Here is a 14,693-nt window from a genome sequence, read left to right on the forward strand (position 1 = left end):
TTTACGGGTAGAGGCGGTACAAGGTACGCGGGAACGGTATCGTTTCACGCACATGATCCAAGCCGCAAATCCAGGCTACTGTACGCTCCAGTCCAAGACCGAAGCCGGAGTGAGGCACAGAACCGTAAGTCCGCAAATCCATGTACCATTTATAGGTATCCATTGATAGGTTATGTTCTTTGAAACGTTGCTCCAGCAGCGCAGGATCGTCGATACGCTGCGAGCCGCCGATAATCTCACCATAACCTTCAGGTGCAATCATGTCTGCGCAGAGTACAACCTCTGGGCGCTCAGGATGCGGCTTCATATAGAATGCCTTGAAGGAAGCCGGATAATGCGTAATGAACACCGGTTTGTCATTAGCTTCGGCAATTGCAGTTTCATGCGGTGCGCCGAAATCATCGCCCCAGGCAATTTCATGGCCATTCTCATTCAGGAACTTAATCGCATCATCATAAGTAATCCGCGGGAACGGTGCTTTGATGTTCTCCAGTTTGGAGATATCGCGGCCCACCGCTTCAAGCTCAGCGCGGCAGTTGGTTAATACGGATTGCACGATAAAGCTGATGAAGTCTTCCTGCACCTTGAGGCTTTCTTCGTGATCCGTGAAGGCCATTTCTGGCTCGATCATCCAGAACTCAATCAAGTGACGGCGGGTCTTCGATTTTTCCGCACGGAAAGTCGGCCCGAAAGAATACACCTTGCCCAGTGCCATCGCAGCAGCTTCCATGTACAGCTGGCCGCTCTGCGTCAGGTAGGCATCCTCATCAAAATACTTCGTATGGAACAGATTCGTGGTTCCTTCAGCCGAGGTTGGAGTCAAGATCGGAGGATCCACCTTCGTAAAGTCATTCTGATTGAAGAACTGCTGAATCGCACGGATGATCTCCGCACGGATAACGAGTACCGCACGCTGCTTCGCGGAACGCAGCCAGAGATGACGGTGATCCATTAGGAAGTCCACGCCATGCTCTTTCGGGGTAATCGGATAATTTTCGGTGAGATGCAAAACTTCTATTCCGGTAACAGTCATTTCATACCCGGATTGGCTGCGCGGTTCCTCACGGATAATGCCGGTAACATATAACGAGCTTTCCTGGGTGAGGCTTTTCGCATCGTCCCAGACCTGCTCAGGCACTTCCGATTTCACCACAACACCCTGGATATAGCCTGTACCATCCCGAAGCTGCAGGAATTGAATTTTACCGCTGGAGCGTTTGTTGTTTACCCAACAGCCGATAACAACACTTTCTCCGACATGCTCATTCACATTCTTGATAACACTCTTGTTAGCCATGCCTAAGATCTCTCCTCTAATTTAGCCGTTAACTCCTTGCACAAGGCGATAGGTATCGCGTGCAATGACAAGCTCTTCGTTTGTCGGAACCACTAGCACCTGTACCTTGGAATCAGCTGTAGAGATGCGGCGCGGATCGCCGGAACGAACCTTGTTGGCCTCAGCATCAAGCTCAATGCCAAGGAAAGTAAGATTATTCAGTACTTTTTCGCGCAGCAGCGATGCGTTCTCGCCGACACCTGCTGTGAAGACGATGATATCCACACCGTTCATAGCGGCTGCATAAGAACCGATATATTTGCGCAGACGGTATTCATACATTTCAAAAGCAAGCGTGGAGTTAGGCTCGCCCTTTTCCGCACCGTCAATAATATCACGCATGTCACTGCTCACACCGGAAATAGCCAAGAGACCGCTGTGCTTATTAAGCATGGAATTCACTTCGCCAACCGACAGCTCTTCCTTGTTCATTACATAAGGCACGATAGCCGGATCGAGGTCACCGCTGCGTGTACCCATCATCAAACCTTCAAGCGGGGTCATCCCCATCGAGGTATCAATGGATACTCCGCCTTGAACTGCTGTTACACTGGCGCCGTTACCGATATGACAGGTAATGATCTTCAAGTCCTCGAGCGGACGGTCCAGATATTCGGCTGCAGCTTTGCTGACGAAATCATGGGATGTGCCGTGTGCGCCGTAGCGGCGGACTTTGTATTTGTTGTATAGCACTCTTGGAATAGCGTACATATAAGCTTTTTCAGGCATAGTCTGGTGGAACGCAGTATCAAAAATAACAGCCTGCGGAACACCCGGCATATTGATTTCAGTAGCTGTAATCCCCATTACTGCAGCAGGATTGTGCAGCGGTGCAAGGTCAAACAGCTGGCGGATCTTCGATTTGGCATCTCCGTTCACCAAAGCGGATTCCTTGAAGAATTCCCCCCCGTGTACAACACGGTGGCCTACAGCATTGATTTCATCGATGGAGCTGATTACACCATGCTCACTGTCGGTCAGACACGCCAGTACTTTACGGATCGCTGTATTATGCTCCAGGATTTCACTGACTTCCGTCACATCCGGTTTACCGGTCGGTTTGTGGGTCAGAATGGACGAATCCATCCCGATACGTTCTACCAGACCTTTTGCCAGTACGGATTCATCCGTCATATTGTACAGCTGATATTTTAAAGAAGAACTACCCGAGTTGATTACTAGAACGTTCATATCCGGTCACCATCCTTGTCATACTTGAAGAAGCCTTCGCCCGATTTTGCACCCAATTGTCCTGCACGCACCATCTTCTTCAGAATAGTCGATGGACGATATTTCAGTTCACCGTATTCGCGGAACATGTTTTCAAGTGCGGCAAGCACGGAATCCAATCCGAAACGGTCAGCCATTTCAAGCGGTCCATGCTGGAATTGGTAACCAATGCGCATTGCATCATCGATATCCTCAGGAGAAGCAACCCCTTCTTGAAGCACATGCATAGCTTCGTTAATGAACAAGCAAATGAGGCGTGAGGATACAAATCCCGGGGATTCGTAAATCATTACGCCCTTTTTATCAACGATTTCATCAACAAAGGCTTTGGTATCTTCAAAGGTGCTGTCAGAAGTTTTCAGACCGCGCACGATTTCAACAAGGTCCACCTTAGCTACAGGATGTATAAAGTGCATGCCGATTACGCGTTCCGGATACATTGTAGAGCTGGCAAGCTCTGTCAAGCTGAGTGTCGACGTGTTGCTGGCCAGAATAATGTTGCTCGGACACACTGCATCCAGCTGATTGAATACTTTTTGCTTCGCATCCAGGTCTTCGGTAATGGTCTCAATAACCATATCACAAGAGCTGAGTTCCGCGAAATGTGTCACTTTTTGAATACGGCTCAGAATCAGTTTCTTCTCAGCCTGGGTAATTGCCCATTTCTCCAACTGTTTGTCGAGACTTGTCTCGATCATTCCGTAAGAGTAATCCAGTCTTTCCGCAGTTTTCTCCACCAGCAAAACATCCAGGCCCTTGGCTGCCAGCATTTCAGCAATCCCTTGACCCATGGTGCCACCGCCGATGACGCCGATTTTTTTAAAATTCATGTAAAAGTCTCCATCCTTTCAGGTATCTATACTTTTGTATTGTACCTTGTCTGTCGTAAAAAATATGTAGCCCGACATATAATAATATCTTAGCATGTCTGAAAAGTAAAAAAAAATAACCGGCATAAATAATTATGCCGGTAATCTCACACTGTCACGAAATTGACAACGAAATTGCTCTCCGGAGAGGACTTCCTCCTTCATTAATATATCCAAAGAGTAGTCAAACACATTTCGCTGTTTCTCCAGCAGGTCACGGGTGCGAATCATGAGCTCATCTAATATTTTACTATTTTCCTTCATTAATTCTTCCGTGGTAACCATTTCCAGGTTGGCAATGCCAAGCGAGGTAAGCCCGGATTTCATCATCGTCTCAACAATGTTGAGCGCCTGGTCGAAATCGCCGCGTGAGCCGGTACTGCGTCCGCCGTAATACATTTCCTCCGAGGCTGCCCCTCCAAGGGCAATCATAATCTGATGCTCCAAATAATCCTTGGTGTAAAGGTACTGCTCGGTCTGTGGATTATGACGCACATAACCCAATGCCTGTCCGCGCGGAGTCAGGGTAACCTGGCTGACACTTCCCGGACGCAGCAACTCTGCCATAATCGCATGGCCAAGCTCGTGGATCGCCACCCGCTGCTTTTCTTCCTGATTCGTCTCACGGTCTGTCTTTTCGCCCATCATCACCTTGTCGATGGCCAGTGAGAGATGCCGCTGCTCCACTTCGCTCAGGTTCTCACGCATCATGTAAATCGCGGCCTCATTCATCACGCTTTCCAGCTGGGCACCGGAGAACCCGTAGGCTTCCTCAGCAACCTTGTCCAGATTAACATCTGCATGCAGCGGCTTATTCTTGGCATGAAGATCGAGAATCGATCTGCGCCCCTTCTTGTCAGGCATATCGACCTGGATATGACGGTCAAAACGGCCTGGACGCAGCAGCGCGGAGTCAAGCATCTCCTTACGGTTCGTCGCAGCAACCAACAAGATACGCGGGGTGTCGTTGTTGTAGATCCCGTCCATTTCAGTCAGCAGCTGATTCAGCGTCTGATCATACTCCCGCTGCTGTCCGCCTTCACGCTTACCGCCGATTACATCAATTTCATCGATAAAAATAATTGCGCTTTGCTTGTTTTCTTTTAAGGCGCGGTTGCGGGCATCCTTAAACAAATCACGGATACGTCCGGCTCCGACACCCACGTACATTTCCACGAACTCACTGCCTGATGCCGCTACAAACACGGAATTGGTGTAATGCGCCGCCGCTTTGGCCATCAGCGTCTTCCCTGTTCCCGGAGGGCCGGTAAGCAGGATACCCTTCAACGGGCGAATCCCGAACTTGCTGATTTCCTCATGCCGGATCAGAAAATCCAGTGCTTCGCGCAGCTCCTGCTTCGCATTGTCCTGTCCGCCGATTTCTTCAAAGGTAAGCTTGGAAGGGCCGCTCTTCTTACGCTTCTTATCCCCGCCCGCATTTACGGTCAATCCGCCGCGCAGGTGGGCAATCAGCAGCAGTGCACCAATCATGCCTGCGGCAATAATCACCGGAAAAATATTGATACCGACAAACGCCATAAAAATCAGCAGCACCGGAACAAATCCGGTCAGAACCTCTTTCCAATACTTAGGCATTGTTCCACACTCCTATCGCTCCTGGAACCCGGGGTAAAATGATAAATTTGCTCTCTTTACCGTTTGTAAGGCTTACATATACGTTACTGTCATCAATTTCTGTCGTTGCAGTCACATCTTTATATTGCGAATATTCCGCGATAAGTCCATCCAGCTTGGCAGGGATAAGTGTATATTTACGGCTCTCCATCGCTTCAGCGACAGAGAACATCGCCTTGTCCCAATATTCGTCAAGCAGGGCGCTGGAGTGCTGATTTACATCAAGCTTCAGGGTGCGTCCGTCAATGGCGGAACTGCCCTCCGTGTTCACATACTGCACCAGCTCACGCAATTTCGTGCCGGGTGCAAGATCCAGTTTCAAAGTGACCTCTTTACGGTTAATAGTAATATGTGAATCGTTGACTCCTTCGTAGGATGATACAATCTTTTGGAGCGGCTCCTGCACAGCGAACTGGCGATAGGAATACCAGCCTCCAAAGAGCAGCGCAGCAGACAACAAAGACGTTAAAAGCACAGGCACAAGACGTAATTTCAAGAAACGTCCTCCTCTCAGATGTGGGGCTATAACTATATGAATGCAATAGATAGCGTGTCAAACAGGTTTCCGATTCTGACATGCTCTTTGGCATGTCTTAATACAAATAGTAGTATATCATATGTGTATATACGATTCCGAATAAAATTGTGAATATATTTAAAATTTTCGATACTAATTTCTGGGTGTTTTATTGCTCTTTGCCCCTATATCGACAAAAAAGACCTGAATGATTAGTTCATTCAGGTCTTTTTGCCGGATTGTTTGCAAATTTGCGAAAATATTATTCTAGCAAGATATTAATTTTACTAGTCACATAAACGGCGAAGTTCCGGCAGTCTGTGCTGTTCCTCATCATCGTATATATCAATCATATACATCATTGTCTATATCATGCATCATCAATACGCTTCATCAAAAAAAGAAAACGGCAGGTAAACAGTTACCTGTCCACCCGCCGCCTGCTTCTCCTACACTATCTCATTTGTTTGGAAGACTATAGCCCTCACCGATCGCCGTACCATCCGCGAACCGGTAGAACTGGTAATAATACCTGTTGTCCAGTTTGTAAAAAACCTGCCATGCGTATTCACCGTTAAACACACCCGGAAGAAGCCTCTTAATTGCTGCACCCGGTAGCTGAGCGGCTATAATAGCGCGGATTTGCTGCTCCGATGTCCCTTTTGACAGCTCTTCCGCATAGATATCGTTGGCGCCGCCAGCAGGTTTACCGTCAACTGTAAAACGGACCCAGACCATAAGCTTCGTCCCGGCACTGTTTTTCCCTGTAAGCACCCAGTAGACTGAATTTTCATCCCACACCGATTTCTGCGCTTTAGTGATCTCCGTCAGTCCGGCACGGGACTTAGCAACTTCCTTGGCTGCGTTCCGCTCATTCCACTGGTCCTTCATGATATAGGCATAGAACTGCCCGAGTCCGAACAAAAGGAGCAGCACCACGCCAATCCCCAGCGGAAGCCATTTTTTCCTTTTCCTCAAAGTGCAGCTCCCTTTCCTTAAAATAACAACCTGAAATTACCGTTTGAGCAGGCTTTCAAAGGTTTCCTGCGCCTTACGGCGGATTTCTTCCTCATCCAGCGTCAGACACCGGCCGTGCTTTACAACCTGCCGGCCGTTAATCCAGACATGCTCAACATCCTTGGCACTTGCCGAATATACGGCGTGGGAGAGCAGATCAGAATGCGGCAGCAAATGAGGCTGGTCAATATCAATAGCAATAAAATCAGCCTTCATACCTGCGGCAAGGCGCCCGACATTGTTCAGATAGATCGAGGCAGCGCCGTATTCTGTCGCCATCAGCAGTGCTTCCGGAGCCGGTACTGCAGTCGGATCTCCGCTTACACCCTTATGGATCAGCGCTGCAAGCCGCATTTCCTCGAACATATCCAGGTTGTTATTACTGGCTGCTCCGTCAGTTCCGAGCGAGACCTTCACTCCGGCTCTCAGCAATTCAGGTACACGGGCAACTCCGCTCGCGAGCTTCAGGTTACTGCCCGGATTATGGGATACGCCAACCTTATAACGGGCCAGAATCTCAATTTCTTCATCATTCAAATGTACACCATGGGCAATCAGGGACGGTCTGGTGAACATACCGAGCTTCTCCAGATGAGCCACCGGGCGCAGGCCGTAATCGGCCACATTTTGCTCTACCTCATGGCGCGTTTCGGACATATGCGTGTGCATCGGCAAATCCAGATCATGGGCTGCCTGCACAAATTTCATGAAAAATTCGGGCGGACAAGTGTACGGAGCGTGAGGCGAGAGCATTGCCGTAATCCGGCCGTCTGCCTTGCCGTGCCAGTTCCGGGCGAACTCTACGGCTTCGGCAAGCTTCTGGTTCTGCACATCCTCCGGGCATAGACCGATCGCACCGCGCATGAGCACCGCACGGATGCCGGACTGCTCTGTCACCTCTGCAACACGGTCCATATGATCGTACATATCCAGGAAGGTCGTTGTGCCGCCCTTCAGCATCTCGAGAACAGACAAGGCAGTCCCCCAGTATACATCGTCTCCGGTGAATTTCGCTTCCATCGGCCACATTTTTTCCTGCAGCCAGCTCTGAAGCACCATATCATCACCATAGCCGCGCAGAAGCGACATCGCTGCATGGCCATGAGTATTAATCAGACCCGGCATAAACAGCAGGCGGCTGCCGTCAACGGTCAGGACACCCTCTTCAAAGGCGGGCTTGTCTTCCCCTATGTATGTGATCAGGTCATTTTCTATGGTCATATAACCGCTCAGGACGGGTTGCACCGAACCAGGTACGAGGAAGCGTCCATTTTCGATTACTGTCTTATTCCTGCTCATCCGAATGTTCTTCCTTTCCATCATGCAAATAATAGGCCAGACTCTGGAGGTCGGTTGTAAAATCGGCTGCATGAATGCGAATTGTTGGCGGGGTTTTTAAAATTACCGGTGCAAAATTCAGGATCGCTTCGATCCCTGATTCCACCAGAATATCAGCTACATTCTGAGCTTCGTTGTCCGGAACGGTGATGATCCCAATCCGGATCCCCTGATCACGAATCGTCTGGCCCAGCTCTTCCATCGGCTGAACAGTCAGGGAGTTGATCTTCTGTCCCACTTTAGGCGCATAAGAATCAAAGACAGCCGTAATTTTCATCGTATCCTTCAAATAGGCGTTATAGTTGGACAAGGCGTGACCGAGGTTACCGGCACCGACCAGAGCCACGTTGATCTGCTGGTCAAGCTTGAGGATGTGGCGGATTTTCTCGATCAGGTAGGATACATCATATCCAATGCCCTTTCTGCCAAAATCACCGAAATAGGCCAGATCCTTACGGATCTGAGCCGGGTTGAGATCCAGCTTCTGCCCTAGCTCCTGAGAGGAAACTGTGGCGATTTCACGTTTCTGGAGATCGTTCAGAAAACGCAGGTACACAGGGAGCCTGCGGACAACAGCCTCCGATATTTTATCCGATTTCATGTTTTCTCCTCCTAAAATAAAAATCACACTAATGCATAGCTTATGAATCCGCGAGGCGCGTTCCAGCAGCATAACCGGGAACGCGCATGCGGAGTTTAGAACATTTATGGTCAAACTATCAGAACAAAACAGTACAAGATAATTGCAATTTCCGGTTGCTGAAGGAGGTCACTGAATGTTGGACTCATTGCCGCCTTCAAGCCATTCTTCAATTCTCGGAACCATCTGATCTGTCAGCATATGCTCCATTTTGGGACCGGGAAGAGAATACAGGAAATACTTCCCGTAATAGGCTTCGATGACCCTGGTATCATATACAATGACAATTCCCCGATCCTGAGCCGTCCGAACCAGCCGGCCAAACCCCTGCTTGAAGCGGATAACCGCCTGCGGAACAGACAGCTTCATGAAAGGATTCTTCTTCTGAGCCTGTAGCAGCTCGGACTTCGCCTCTGCGAGCGGATGGTTGGGCGGCTGAAACGGAAGTCTGACGATCGCCAGGCAAGTCAGTGCCTCTCCGGGTATATCAACACCTTCCCAGAAGCTGCTGGTCCCGAGCAGCACCGAAGCCGAGCTGTCCTGGAACCGCCGGATCAGCTTGCTGCGGCTGCCTCCCTCCACCCCTTGGCCAAGGACCGTAATATCCTCAGATGCCAGTGCTTCCTTAAGCGGGTCATATACCTGACGCAGCATCTTATAAGAGGTGAACAGCACAAGCATACGGCCTTTGGTTGCGACCGCCGTTTCCGCCAGTGAATGCACCAGCTTATCCACAAAGCGGGCATCCCCCACACTGCCCTTGACGCTGGGGAAATCACGCGGAATAACAAGCAGCGCCTGTTCGCGGTATTTGAACGGTGAAGGCAGCAGTGCTGTCATCAGACGGTCCTGTTCGGCGGCCTCGCTAAGTCCAAGATTATCGATCATGAACTGGAAGGATTTATCCACGGAAAGTGTCGCTGATGTCAGCACAATACTCTTCTTCTTGTCGAAGAACAGCTCCTTAAGCTGTGTGCTGACATCAACCGGAACGGCATACAGCTGCAGCGATTTGCCGCGGTAGTTGCCGCTACCCTCCATCCAATAAACGATGTTCTCGTCATTTAAACCCATGAAGAAACGGATCTGTTCACGGATTGAGGCTAGATCCTTAAACAAGCCGCCAATATCAGTCACCAGACTGTCCGATGAGGACTGGCTTTCTGTATCACGCATCTCGCTGAGCATTTTGTCGCCTCTGCGGATAATATCGCTAAGGCTTAAATTCAGCGTATTTTCTAATGCAGCCAGCTCATCCCAGTCCTTCGGCTTCTTACCGGGATGAAGGCGTGTCACCAGCTGCCCGGCCTCACCCGCTGCTGCGTCACTTCGTTCAGGCAGGAGGCCAAACAGCTTGTCGCTGAGTGCATCCCAGGTTTCCTTAACCGTCAGCAGATCGGGATAGATCCTGTCGATCACACCGCTCCACTCGGAAGCCTCTTCGCTGCCGGAGGATTGGAGAGTCTGGCGCAGCGCCGGCAGCTGTCCGTTACGGCTGTCTTTATACAGCCGCGTCAGGGTGTGGGCTACCGTGAAATACTTCATCTGCATGCCAAGATGCTTGCCGGCCACATCCTCCAGATGATGAGCTTCATCAATCACAAGATGTTCGTAAGCAGGAAGCAGCTGATGCCCGGCCTTCACATCGGCGAACAGTTTGGAATGATTAGTAACGACCACATCAGCAATGCCGGCCTCATGCTTGGCCCGGTGATAATAGCATTTGCGGAACCATGGGCAGGCGCGGCCCAGACAGGAGTCAGTATCACTCGCCACAGTCTCCCAAAAGTCGCCGCCCCGGCCGTTCAAGTTCAGCTCCTCGTCATCACCAGATTGGGTCTGGGTCAGCCACACAATCATTTGTGCCGCGGTGAGGGCTTCTTCTCTGGGACTAACAAAGTCTTTTTTATTAATTCTGTGTTCAAACTTGCGCAGGCATAAATAATGCCCTCTTCCCTTAAAGATCGCAGCTTTGAACGGAAACGGCACTACGCTCGTGAGCAGGGGGATGTCGCGCTCCCGCAGCTGATCCTGAAGATTGATGGTATGGGTGCTGACCATTACCTTCTGGTCAGTGCGCACGCTCTGATAGATTGCCGGCAAAAGGTAGCCCAGCGATTTACCGGTACCGGTGCCCGCCTCAATCAGCAGATGCTTCTCCTCCTGAAGAGCGGTCTTCACCTCGCCGATCATAATCTCTTGGGCTTCCCGGCTTTCATATTGCGGCAAGGTATCTTTAAGGCGTTTGGTTACTTCAGCCATATAGTCTTCAAAGGATATATTCTCCAAAGGATTGCTGGTACCTTCTTCCCGCGGCGGGACAAGCTCAGTCCAGTCCCCTACAGCCAGTGCCAGCTGACGGTGAAAGGTCAGCTCGCCTTCCGGCTGAAAGGTCTCCATTTCCCGTTCCCGCAAAAGGCCGTCAAAATACCAGGCGAGATCACTGTCTTCTTCAGCAAACAGCTCAGTCAGCCGCTGGATAGTCAGCAGAGGCAGGCTGTATAGCTCTTCCAGACATTGAAGCAGCACCAGGGCTGTTGCCAGCGCATCACTGTCCGCCTGATGCGGACGTTCATGAGTAAGCCCGAAATGAGCGCTTACCGCTCCAAGCTGGTAGGTCGTCAGTGACGGAAAGCAAATTTTGAGAAAATCAATCGTATCGAGAATTCTTCCCTGAAACGGCAAATAGCCGCAGCGGTCCAAAGCACTCTGTAAAAAATGAAAATCAAAAGCGACATTATGTCCAACAAGCACAACATCATCCAAAAGCGGGACAAGCTCCATCATCATTTCGTCCAGCTCCGGGGCATTCGCTACATCCTCATCGGTTATGCCGGTCAAGCCCGTAATAAAAGGTGGAATCGGCGTTCCGGGCTTGACATAGGAACCATACACCCGGGAGATGGACCGGTCTTCTTCTATAATGGCAAGGCCAACCTGGATGATCTCACCCACGGATTGGGTTCCCGTAGTTTCAAAATCAAGCACGGCAAATTTCATTATAAGTTCTATTCCCTTTCACTTGAGACTCCTTATCAGCATAACAGAAGTTACGTAAAAAGGCGATGCAAGCCGCTTGTTCAAGTGGGTGCATCGCCTAAATGAATGGCTATAATTACAACAGCGAAACAAGCTGATTCCCAAAATGAAGCTTCCCGCCCCGTTTGCGGCAAACCTCCAGATTGACACTCGGCTCCGGTAAAGCGGGATCATGCAGCAAAGAAAGACTAAACAATTCACTTGCTTCCTTGAAGCGCTCCTGCGAGGCTCTGATGCAGCCTAGAGCATTATAGATCATTGCTTTCAGCTTGCTCTCGCGGATCAGCGCCAGCATATGGTTCAGATGGCCCCAGGCCGTCTCTCCGTCACCCTCCTGCAAGTAGGCCATGGCCAGATACAGGCGAGCTGCCAGACTGTCCGGATGCTGCTGAATCACTTCCTTGAACTGCTCAATACATTTGCCGTACATCAGCAGCTTATAATACCCCTGTCCCCGGACAAAAGAGTCCATGGCAAGCTCGGGAGCTTCGTGCGGCACCACTTCCTCCGGCTGAACCGGAAAATCGGACTGCTCCCGGAATTGGCTTAATTTCTCGGCAAAGGCCAGCCATTCGTCCATCACTTCATCGCTAAGCCTGTGAAGCATATTGTACTTGCATAACAGATCATTCCGGTGCGCGCCTTCCGCAGAAGGATAGTCCGTGACAATCTCCTGGAGCATCTTGTTCATCTCAGCAAATAAATGTTGAAACATCGGGACATCCCCCTTTACTGAAAATGAAATCAGCCTAAGCTTGCCTGCCTTCATTTTTCGCAAAGTACGGGGACTTCATCCCTGCCATTGATTACATGGCTCAAAAACAGCTGGTTAAGCGATGGTTGCGTGCACTTCATGATCTACCAGCTTCACCGGCTTGTTGCCGGCATCCACAAACACTACAGTCGGCTTATGTCCGGCCAGCTCCTCGGATGACAACATGGCGTAGGAAATAATAATGACAGTATCTCCGGGCTGCACAAGACGGGCGGCCGCCCCGTTGAGACAAATCACTCCGCTGCCCCGCGGTCCCGGAATGACGTAGGTTTCCAGACGCGAGCCGTTGTTGTTGTCCACAATTTGCACCTTTTCGTTCTCAAGCAGGTCGGCGGCTTCCATCAGGTCCTCATCAATGGTAATGCTGCCCACATAATTCAGATTAGCTTCGGTTACCGTGGCACGGTGAATTTTGGATTTCATCATATGTCTAAACAAGAGCGTGAGCCTCCTTAGGGATAAATACATTGTTATCAATCAGGCGGGTTCTGCCGAACTTCACAGCGAGTGCCATGATGACCTCACCGTCCGCATCCGTTAAGAGTGAGCTACCGTCCAGTGGCTCCAGATCCGGGAAGGTCAGGATTTCCGCATAATCGATCACGGCAAGCGGAGAAGAGGAGATCACCGAGACAAGCAGGTTCCGCGCTTCGTCTACGGTACGGACTTCGCCTTCCTCCATGGCCTTGCGGACGCTCTGGAGTGAGCGGGACAGCACTAGTGCCTGACTGCGCTCTTGCGCCGACAGGTAGACGTTGCGCGAGCTGAGCGCGAGACCGTCATTCTCCCGGACAATCGGACAGGCGATAATTTCCACATTCATATTCAGGTCAGAAACCATCCGGCGCAGTACAGCCACCTGCTGGGCATCCTTAAGACCGAAGAAAGCATAGTCCGGCTGCACGATGTTGAACAGCTTGCTGACAACCGTGGTTACGCCGTCGAAATGGCCCGGACGGGAAGCACCGCAGAGCTGGGTAGTCAGCGAGGATACCGACACCTTCGTGCGGATCGGCTGCGGATACATTTCTTCCACACTTGGAATAAATACAATATCCGCCCCTTCGCGTTCCGCAAGCTCCAAATCCCGGGCTTCATCGCGCGGATAAGAGGCAAAATCCTCATTGGGTCCAAATTGCAGCGGATTGACAAAAATGCTCATTACAACCGTGCTGCTCATTTCCCCTGCCCGCCTCAGCAGACTGGCATGTCCTTCATGAAGATATCCCATGGTTGGCACAAAACCGATGGGAGTATGCCCTCCTTGACGCATATATTCAAGCGCTTCACGCAATTGTGCTACTGTTCTGACTACTCTCATCTTATTTCGCTCCTTTTCCGGAGGCGCCGTATAAAGACTCCAATACATGCTCATCCGCATTAAAAATATGATTCTCGGCAGGGAAGGAACGCTCCTTCACTTCTTTAACGTAGGTGCTGATTCCTTCACGGATTAGGCTTCCCACATCGGCATAGGTTTTGACGAACCGTTTCTCCCGGTAGGGTGAGGTATACCGGAGTATATCATGGAATACCAGCACCTGACCGTCGCAATACCGGCCTGCACCGATGCCGATCGTCGGAATGCTGAGCGCCTTCGTAATGGCTTCCGCCACCTCTTCGGTTACCAGCTCCAGCACAATCCCGAATGCCCCGGCCGCTTCAAGCGCTTTGGCCTCGTTTATCAGCCTCCGGGCATCCTCCGGATCTTTACCTTGGATCCGGTAGCCGCCGATCATGTTGACAGACTGCGGAGTAAGACCAATATGTCCAAGCACAGGCACACCGGCCTTCACCACAGCAGAGACCGTATCACAAATTTCCAGCCCGCCTTCCATCTTGACGGCTTGCGCCCGGCCTTCCTGCATCAGCCGGCGCACACCGCGCAGGGTCTCATCAACGCTGCCGTGGTAAGTCATAAAAGGCATATCCGTTACAATAAAGGTATCCGGTGCCCCCCGGACGACTGAACGTGTATGGTACACCATATCGTCTATCGTTACCGGCAGGGTAGTATCGTAGCCAAGGACCACATTCCCTAAAGAATCTCCGACCAGGATCAGATCAATCCCTGCCTCTTCAGCTAAACGTGCCGACGGATAGTCATAAGCGGTCAGCATGCTCAGGGGCACACCGTCCGCTTTCATTTTTTTCATTTTCACAATATTAGTAGCGTGTTTTTCAGCCATTCGCTCCCGTTCCCCTTTTCGCAGTTAAATTACGCGTAAACGCGCAAACAAAAAAACCCTTTAGCATAGTCCGCTAAAAAGGTCCGATGGGCAAAAAAGAGTCACTCG

The 14,693-nt window shown here is 50.6% G+C and carries 13 protein-coding genes; all 13 read right to left on the bottom strand.

Annotated features, from left to right (window positions below):
* Position 1: 1 nt before the first annotated feature.
* The 13 genes from asnS to panB all read right to left on the bottom strand — a co-directional run bounded on the left by asnS (position 2) and on the right by panB (position 14,585).
* Positions 2-1,297, bottom strand: coding sequence for an asparagine--tRNA ligase (asnS, locus tag JRJ22_RS17900; protein WP_206100803.1), 1,296 nt, complete (start codon positions 1,295-1,297; stop codon positions 2-4).
* 21 nt (positions 1,298-1,318) lie between these two features.
* Positions 1,319-2,527, bottom strand: coding sequence for an acetate/propionate family kinase (locus JRJ22_RS17905; protein WP_206100804.1), 1,209 nt, complete (start codon positions 2,525-2,527; stop codon positions 1,319-1,321).
* On the bottom strand, positions 2,524-3,396 hold the full coding sequence (locus JRJ22_RS17910) for a 3-hydroxyacyl-CoA dehydrogenase family protein (protein WP_206100805.1): 873 nt from the start codon (positions 3,394-3,396) through the stop codon (positions 2,524-2,526). Before JRJ22_RS17910 ends, JRJ22_RS17905 begins: the two co-directional genes overlap by 4 nt.
* Before the next feature lie 132 nt (positions 3,397-3,528).
* Positions 3,529-5,031 (bottom strand): AAA family ATPase, encoded by a 1,503-nt coding sequence (locus JRJ22_RS17915; RefSeq protein ID WP_206100806.1) that lies wholly within the window; start codon positions 5,029-5,031, stop codon positions 3,529-3,531.
* Positions 5,024-5,566, bottom strand: a complete 543-nt coding sequence (locus JRJ22_RS17920) for a hypothetical protein (RefSeq protein WP_206100807.1) — start codon at positions 5,564-5,566, stop codon at positions 5,024-5,026. The genes JRJ22_RS17915 and JRJ22_RS17920 overlap by 8 nt, the downstream gene beginning before the upstream one ends.
* Before the next feature lie 480 nt (positions 5,567-6,046).
* Positions 6,047-6,565, bottom strand: coding sequence for a cell wall elongation regulator TseB-like domain-containing protein (locus JRJ22_RS17925; RefSeq protein ID WP_206100808.1), 519 nt, complete (start codon positions 6,563-6,565; stop codon positions 6,047-6,049).
* A 36-nt stretch (positions 6,566-6,601) separates the two neighbouring features.
* Complete coding sequence (locus JRJ22_RS17930; RefSeq protein ID WP_206100809.1) at positions 6,602-7,903, bottom strand: amidohydrolase; 1,302 nt, start codon at positions 7,901-7,903, stop codon at positions 6,602-6,604.
* On the bottom strand, positions 7,890-8,543 hold the full coding sequence (locus JRJ22_RS17935) for a redox-sensing transcriptional repressor Rex (protein ID WP_206100810.1): 654 nt from the start codon (positions 8,541-8,543) through the stop codon (positions 7,890-7,892). The genes JRJ22_RS17930 and JRJ22_RS17935 overlap by 14 nt, the downstream gene beginning before the upstream one ends.
* Before the next feature lie 168 nt (positions 8,544-8,711).
* Complete coding sequence (gene dinG / locus JRJ22_RS17940) at positions 8,712-11,582, bottom strand: ATP-dependent DNA helicase DinG (RefSeq protein ID WP_206100811.1); 2,871 nt, start codon at positions 11,580-11,582, stop codon at positions 8,712-8,714.
* A gap of 115 nt (positions 11,583-11,697) precedes the next feature.
* Positions 11,698-12,336, bottom strand: coding sequence for a tetratricopeptide repeat protein (locus tag JRJ22_RS17945; protein ID WP_206100812.1), 639 nt, complete (start codon positions 12,334-12,336; stop codon positions 11,698-11,700).
* 114 nt (positions 12,337-12,450) lie between these two features.
* Positions 12,451-12,834 carry an aspartate 1-decarboxylase gene (gene panD / locus JRJ22_RS17950; protein ID WP_054941327.1) on the bottom strand — a complete coding sequence of 128 codons (384 nt, stop codon included), beginning with the start codon at positions 12,832-12,834 and terminating at the stop codon, positions 12,451-12,453.
* A complete protein-coding gene (panC, locus tag JRJ22_RS17955; RefSeq protein WP_408637905.1) occupies positions 12,827-13,669 on the bottom strand; it encodes a pantoate--beta-alanine ligase in 843 nt (280 codons plus the stop codon). The genes panD and panC overlap by 8 nt, the downstream gene beginning before the upstream one ends.
* 49 nt (positions 13,670-13,718) lie before the next feature.
* Positions 13,719-14,585 carry a 3-methyl-2-oxobutanoate hydroxymethyltransferase gene (gene panB, locus JRJ22_RS17960; RefSeq protein ID WP_206100814.1) on the bottom strand — a complete coding sequence of 289 codons (867 nt, stop codon included), beginning with the start codon at positions 14,583-14,585 and terminating at the stop codon, positions 13,719-13,721.
* Between the last annotated feature and the right edge of the window lie 108 nt (positions 14,586-14,693).

It is taken from the genome of Paenibacillus tianjinensis (assembly GCF_017086365.1).
Lineage (GTDB): Bacteria > Bacillota > Bacilli > Paenibacillales > Paenibacillaceae > Paenibacillus_AQ > Paenibacillus_AQ tianjinensis.

Bases quoted from the DNA above. Each gene is read 5' to 3' on its own strand.
- panC (WP_408637905.1), bottom strand. From the start codon at position 13,669: ATGCGTCAAGGAGGGCATACTCCCATCGGTTTTGTGCCAACCATGGGA.
- dinG (WP_206100811.1), bottom strand. From the start codon at position 11,582: ATGAAATTTGCCGTGCTTGATTTTGAAACTACGGGAACCCAATCCGTG.
- asnS (WP_206100803.1), bottom strand. From the start codon at position 1,297: ATGGCTAACAAGAGTGTTATCAAGAATGTGAATGAGCATGTCGGAGAA.
- JRJ22_RS17945 (WP_206100812.1), bottom strand. From the start codon at position 12,336: ATGTTTCAACATTTATTTGCTGAGATGAACAAGATGCTCCAGGAGATT.
- panB (WP_206100814.1), bottom strand. From the start codon at position 14,585: ATGGCTGAAAAACACGCTACTAATATTGTGAAAATGAAAAAAATGAAA.
- JRJ22_RS17915 (WP_206100806.1), bottom strand. From the start codon at position 5,031: ATGCCTAAGTATTGGAAAGAGGTTCTGACCGGATTTGTTCCGGTGCTG.
- JRJ22_RS17930 (WP_206100809.1), bottom strand. From the start codon at position 7,903: ATGAGCAGGAATAAGACAGTAATCGAAAATGGACGCTTCCTCGTACCT.
- JRJ22_RS17910 (WP_206100805.1), bottom strand. From the start codon at position 3,396: ATGAATTTTAAAAAAATCGGCGTCATCGGCGGTGGCACCATGGGTCAA.
- JRJ22_RS17935 (WP_206100810.1), bottom strand. From the start codon at position 8,543: ATGAAATCGGATAAAATATCGGAGGCTGTTGTCCGCAGGCTCCCTGTG.
- JRJ22_RS17905 (WP_206100804.1), bottom strand. From the start codon at position 2,527: ATGAACGTTCTAGTAATCAACTCGGGTAGTTCTTCTTTAAAATATCAG.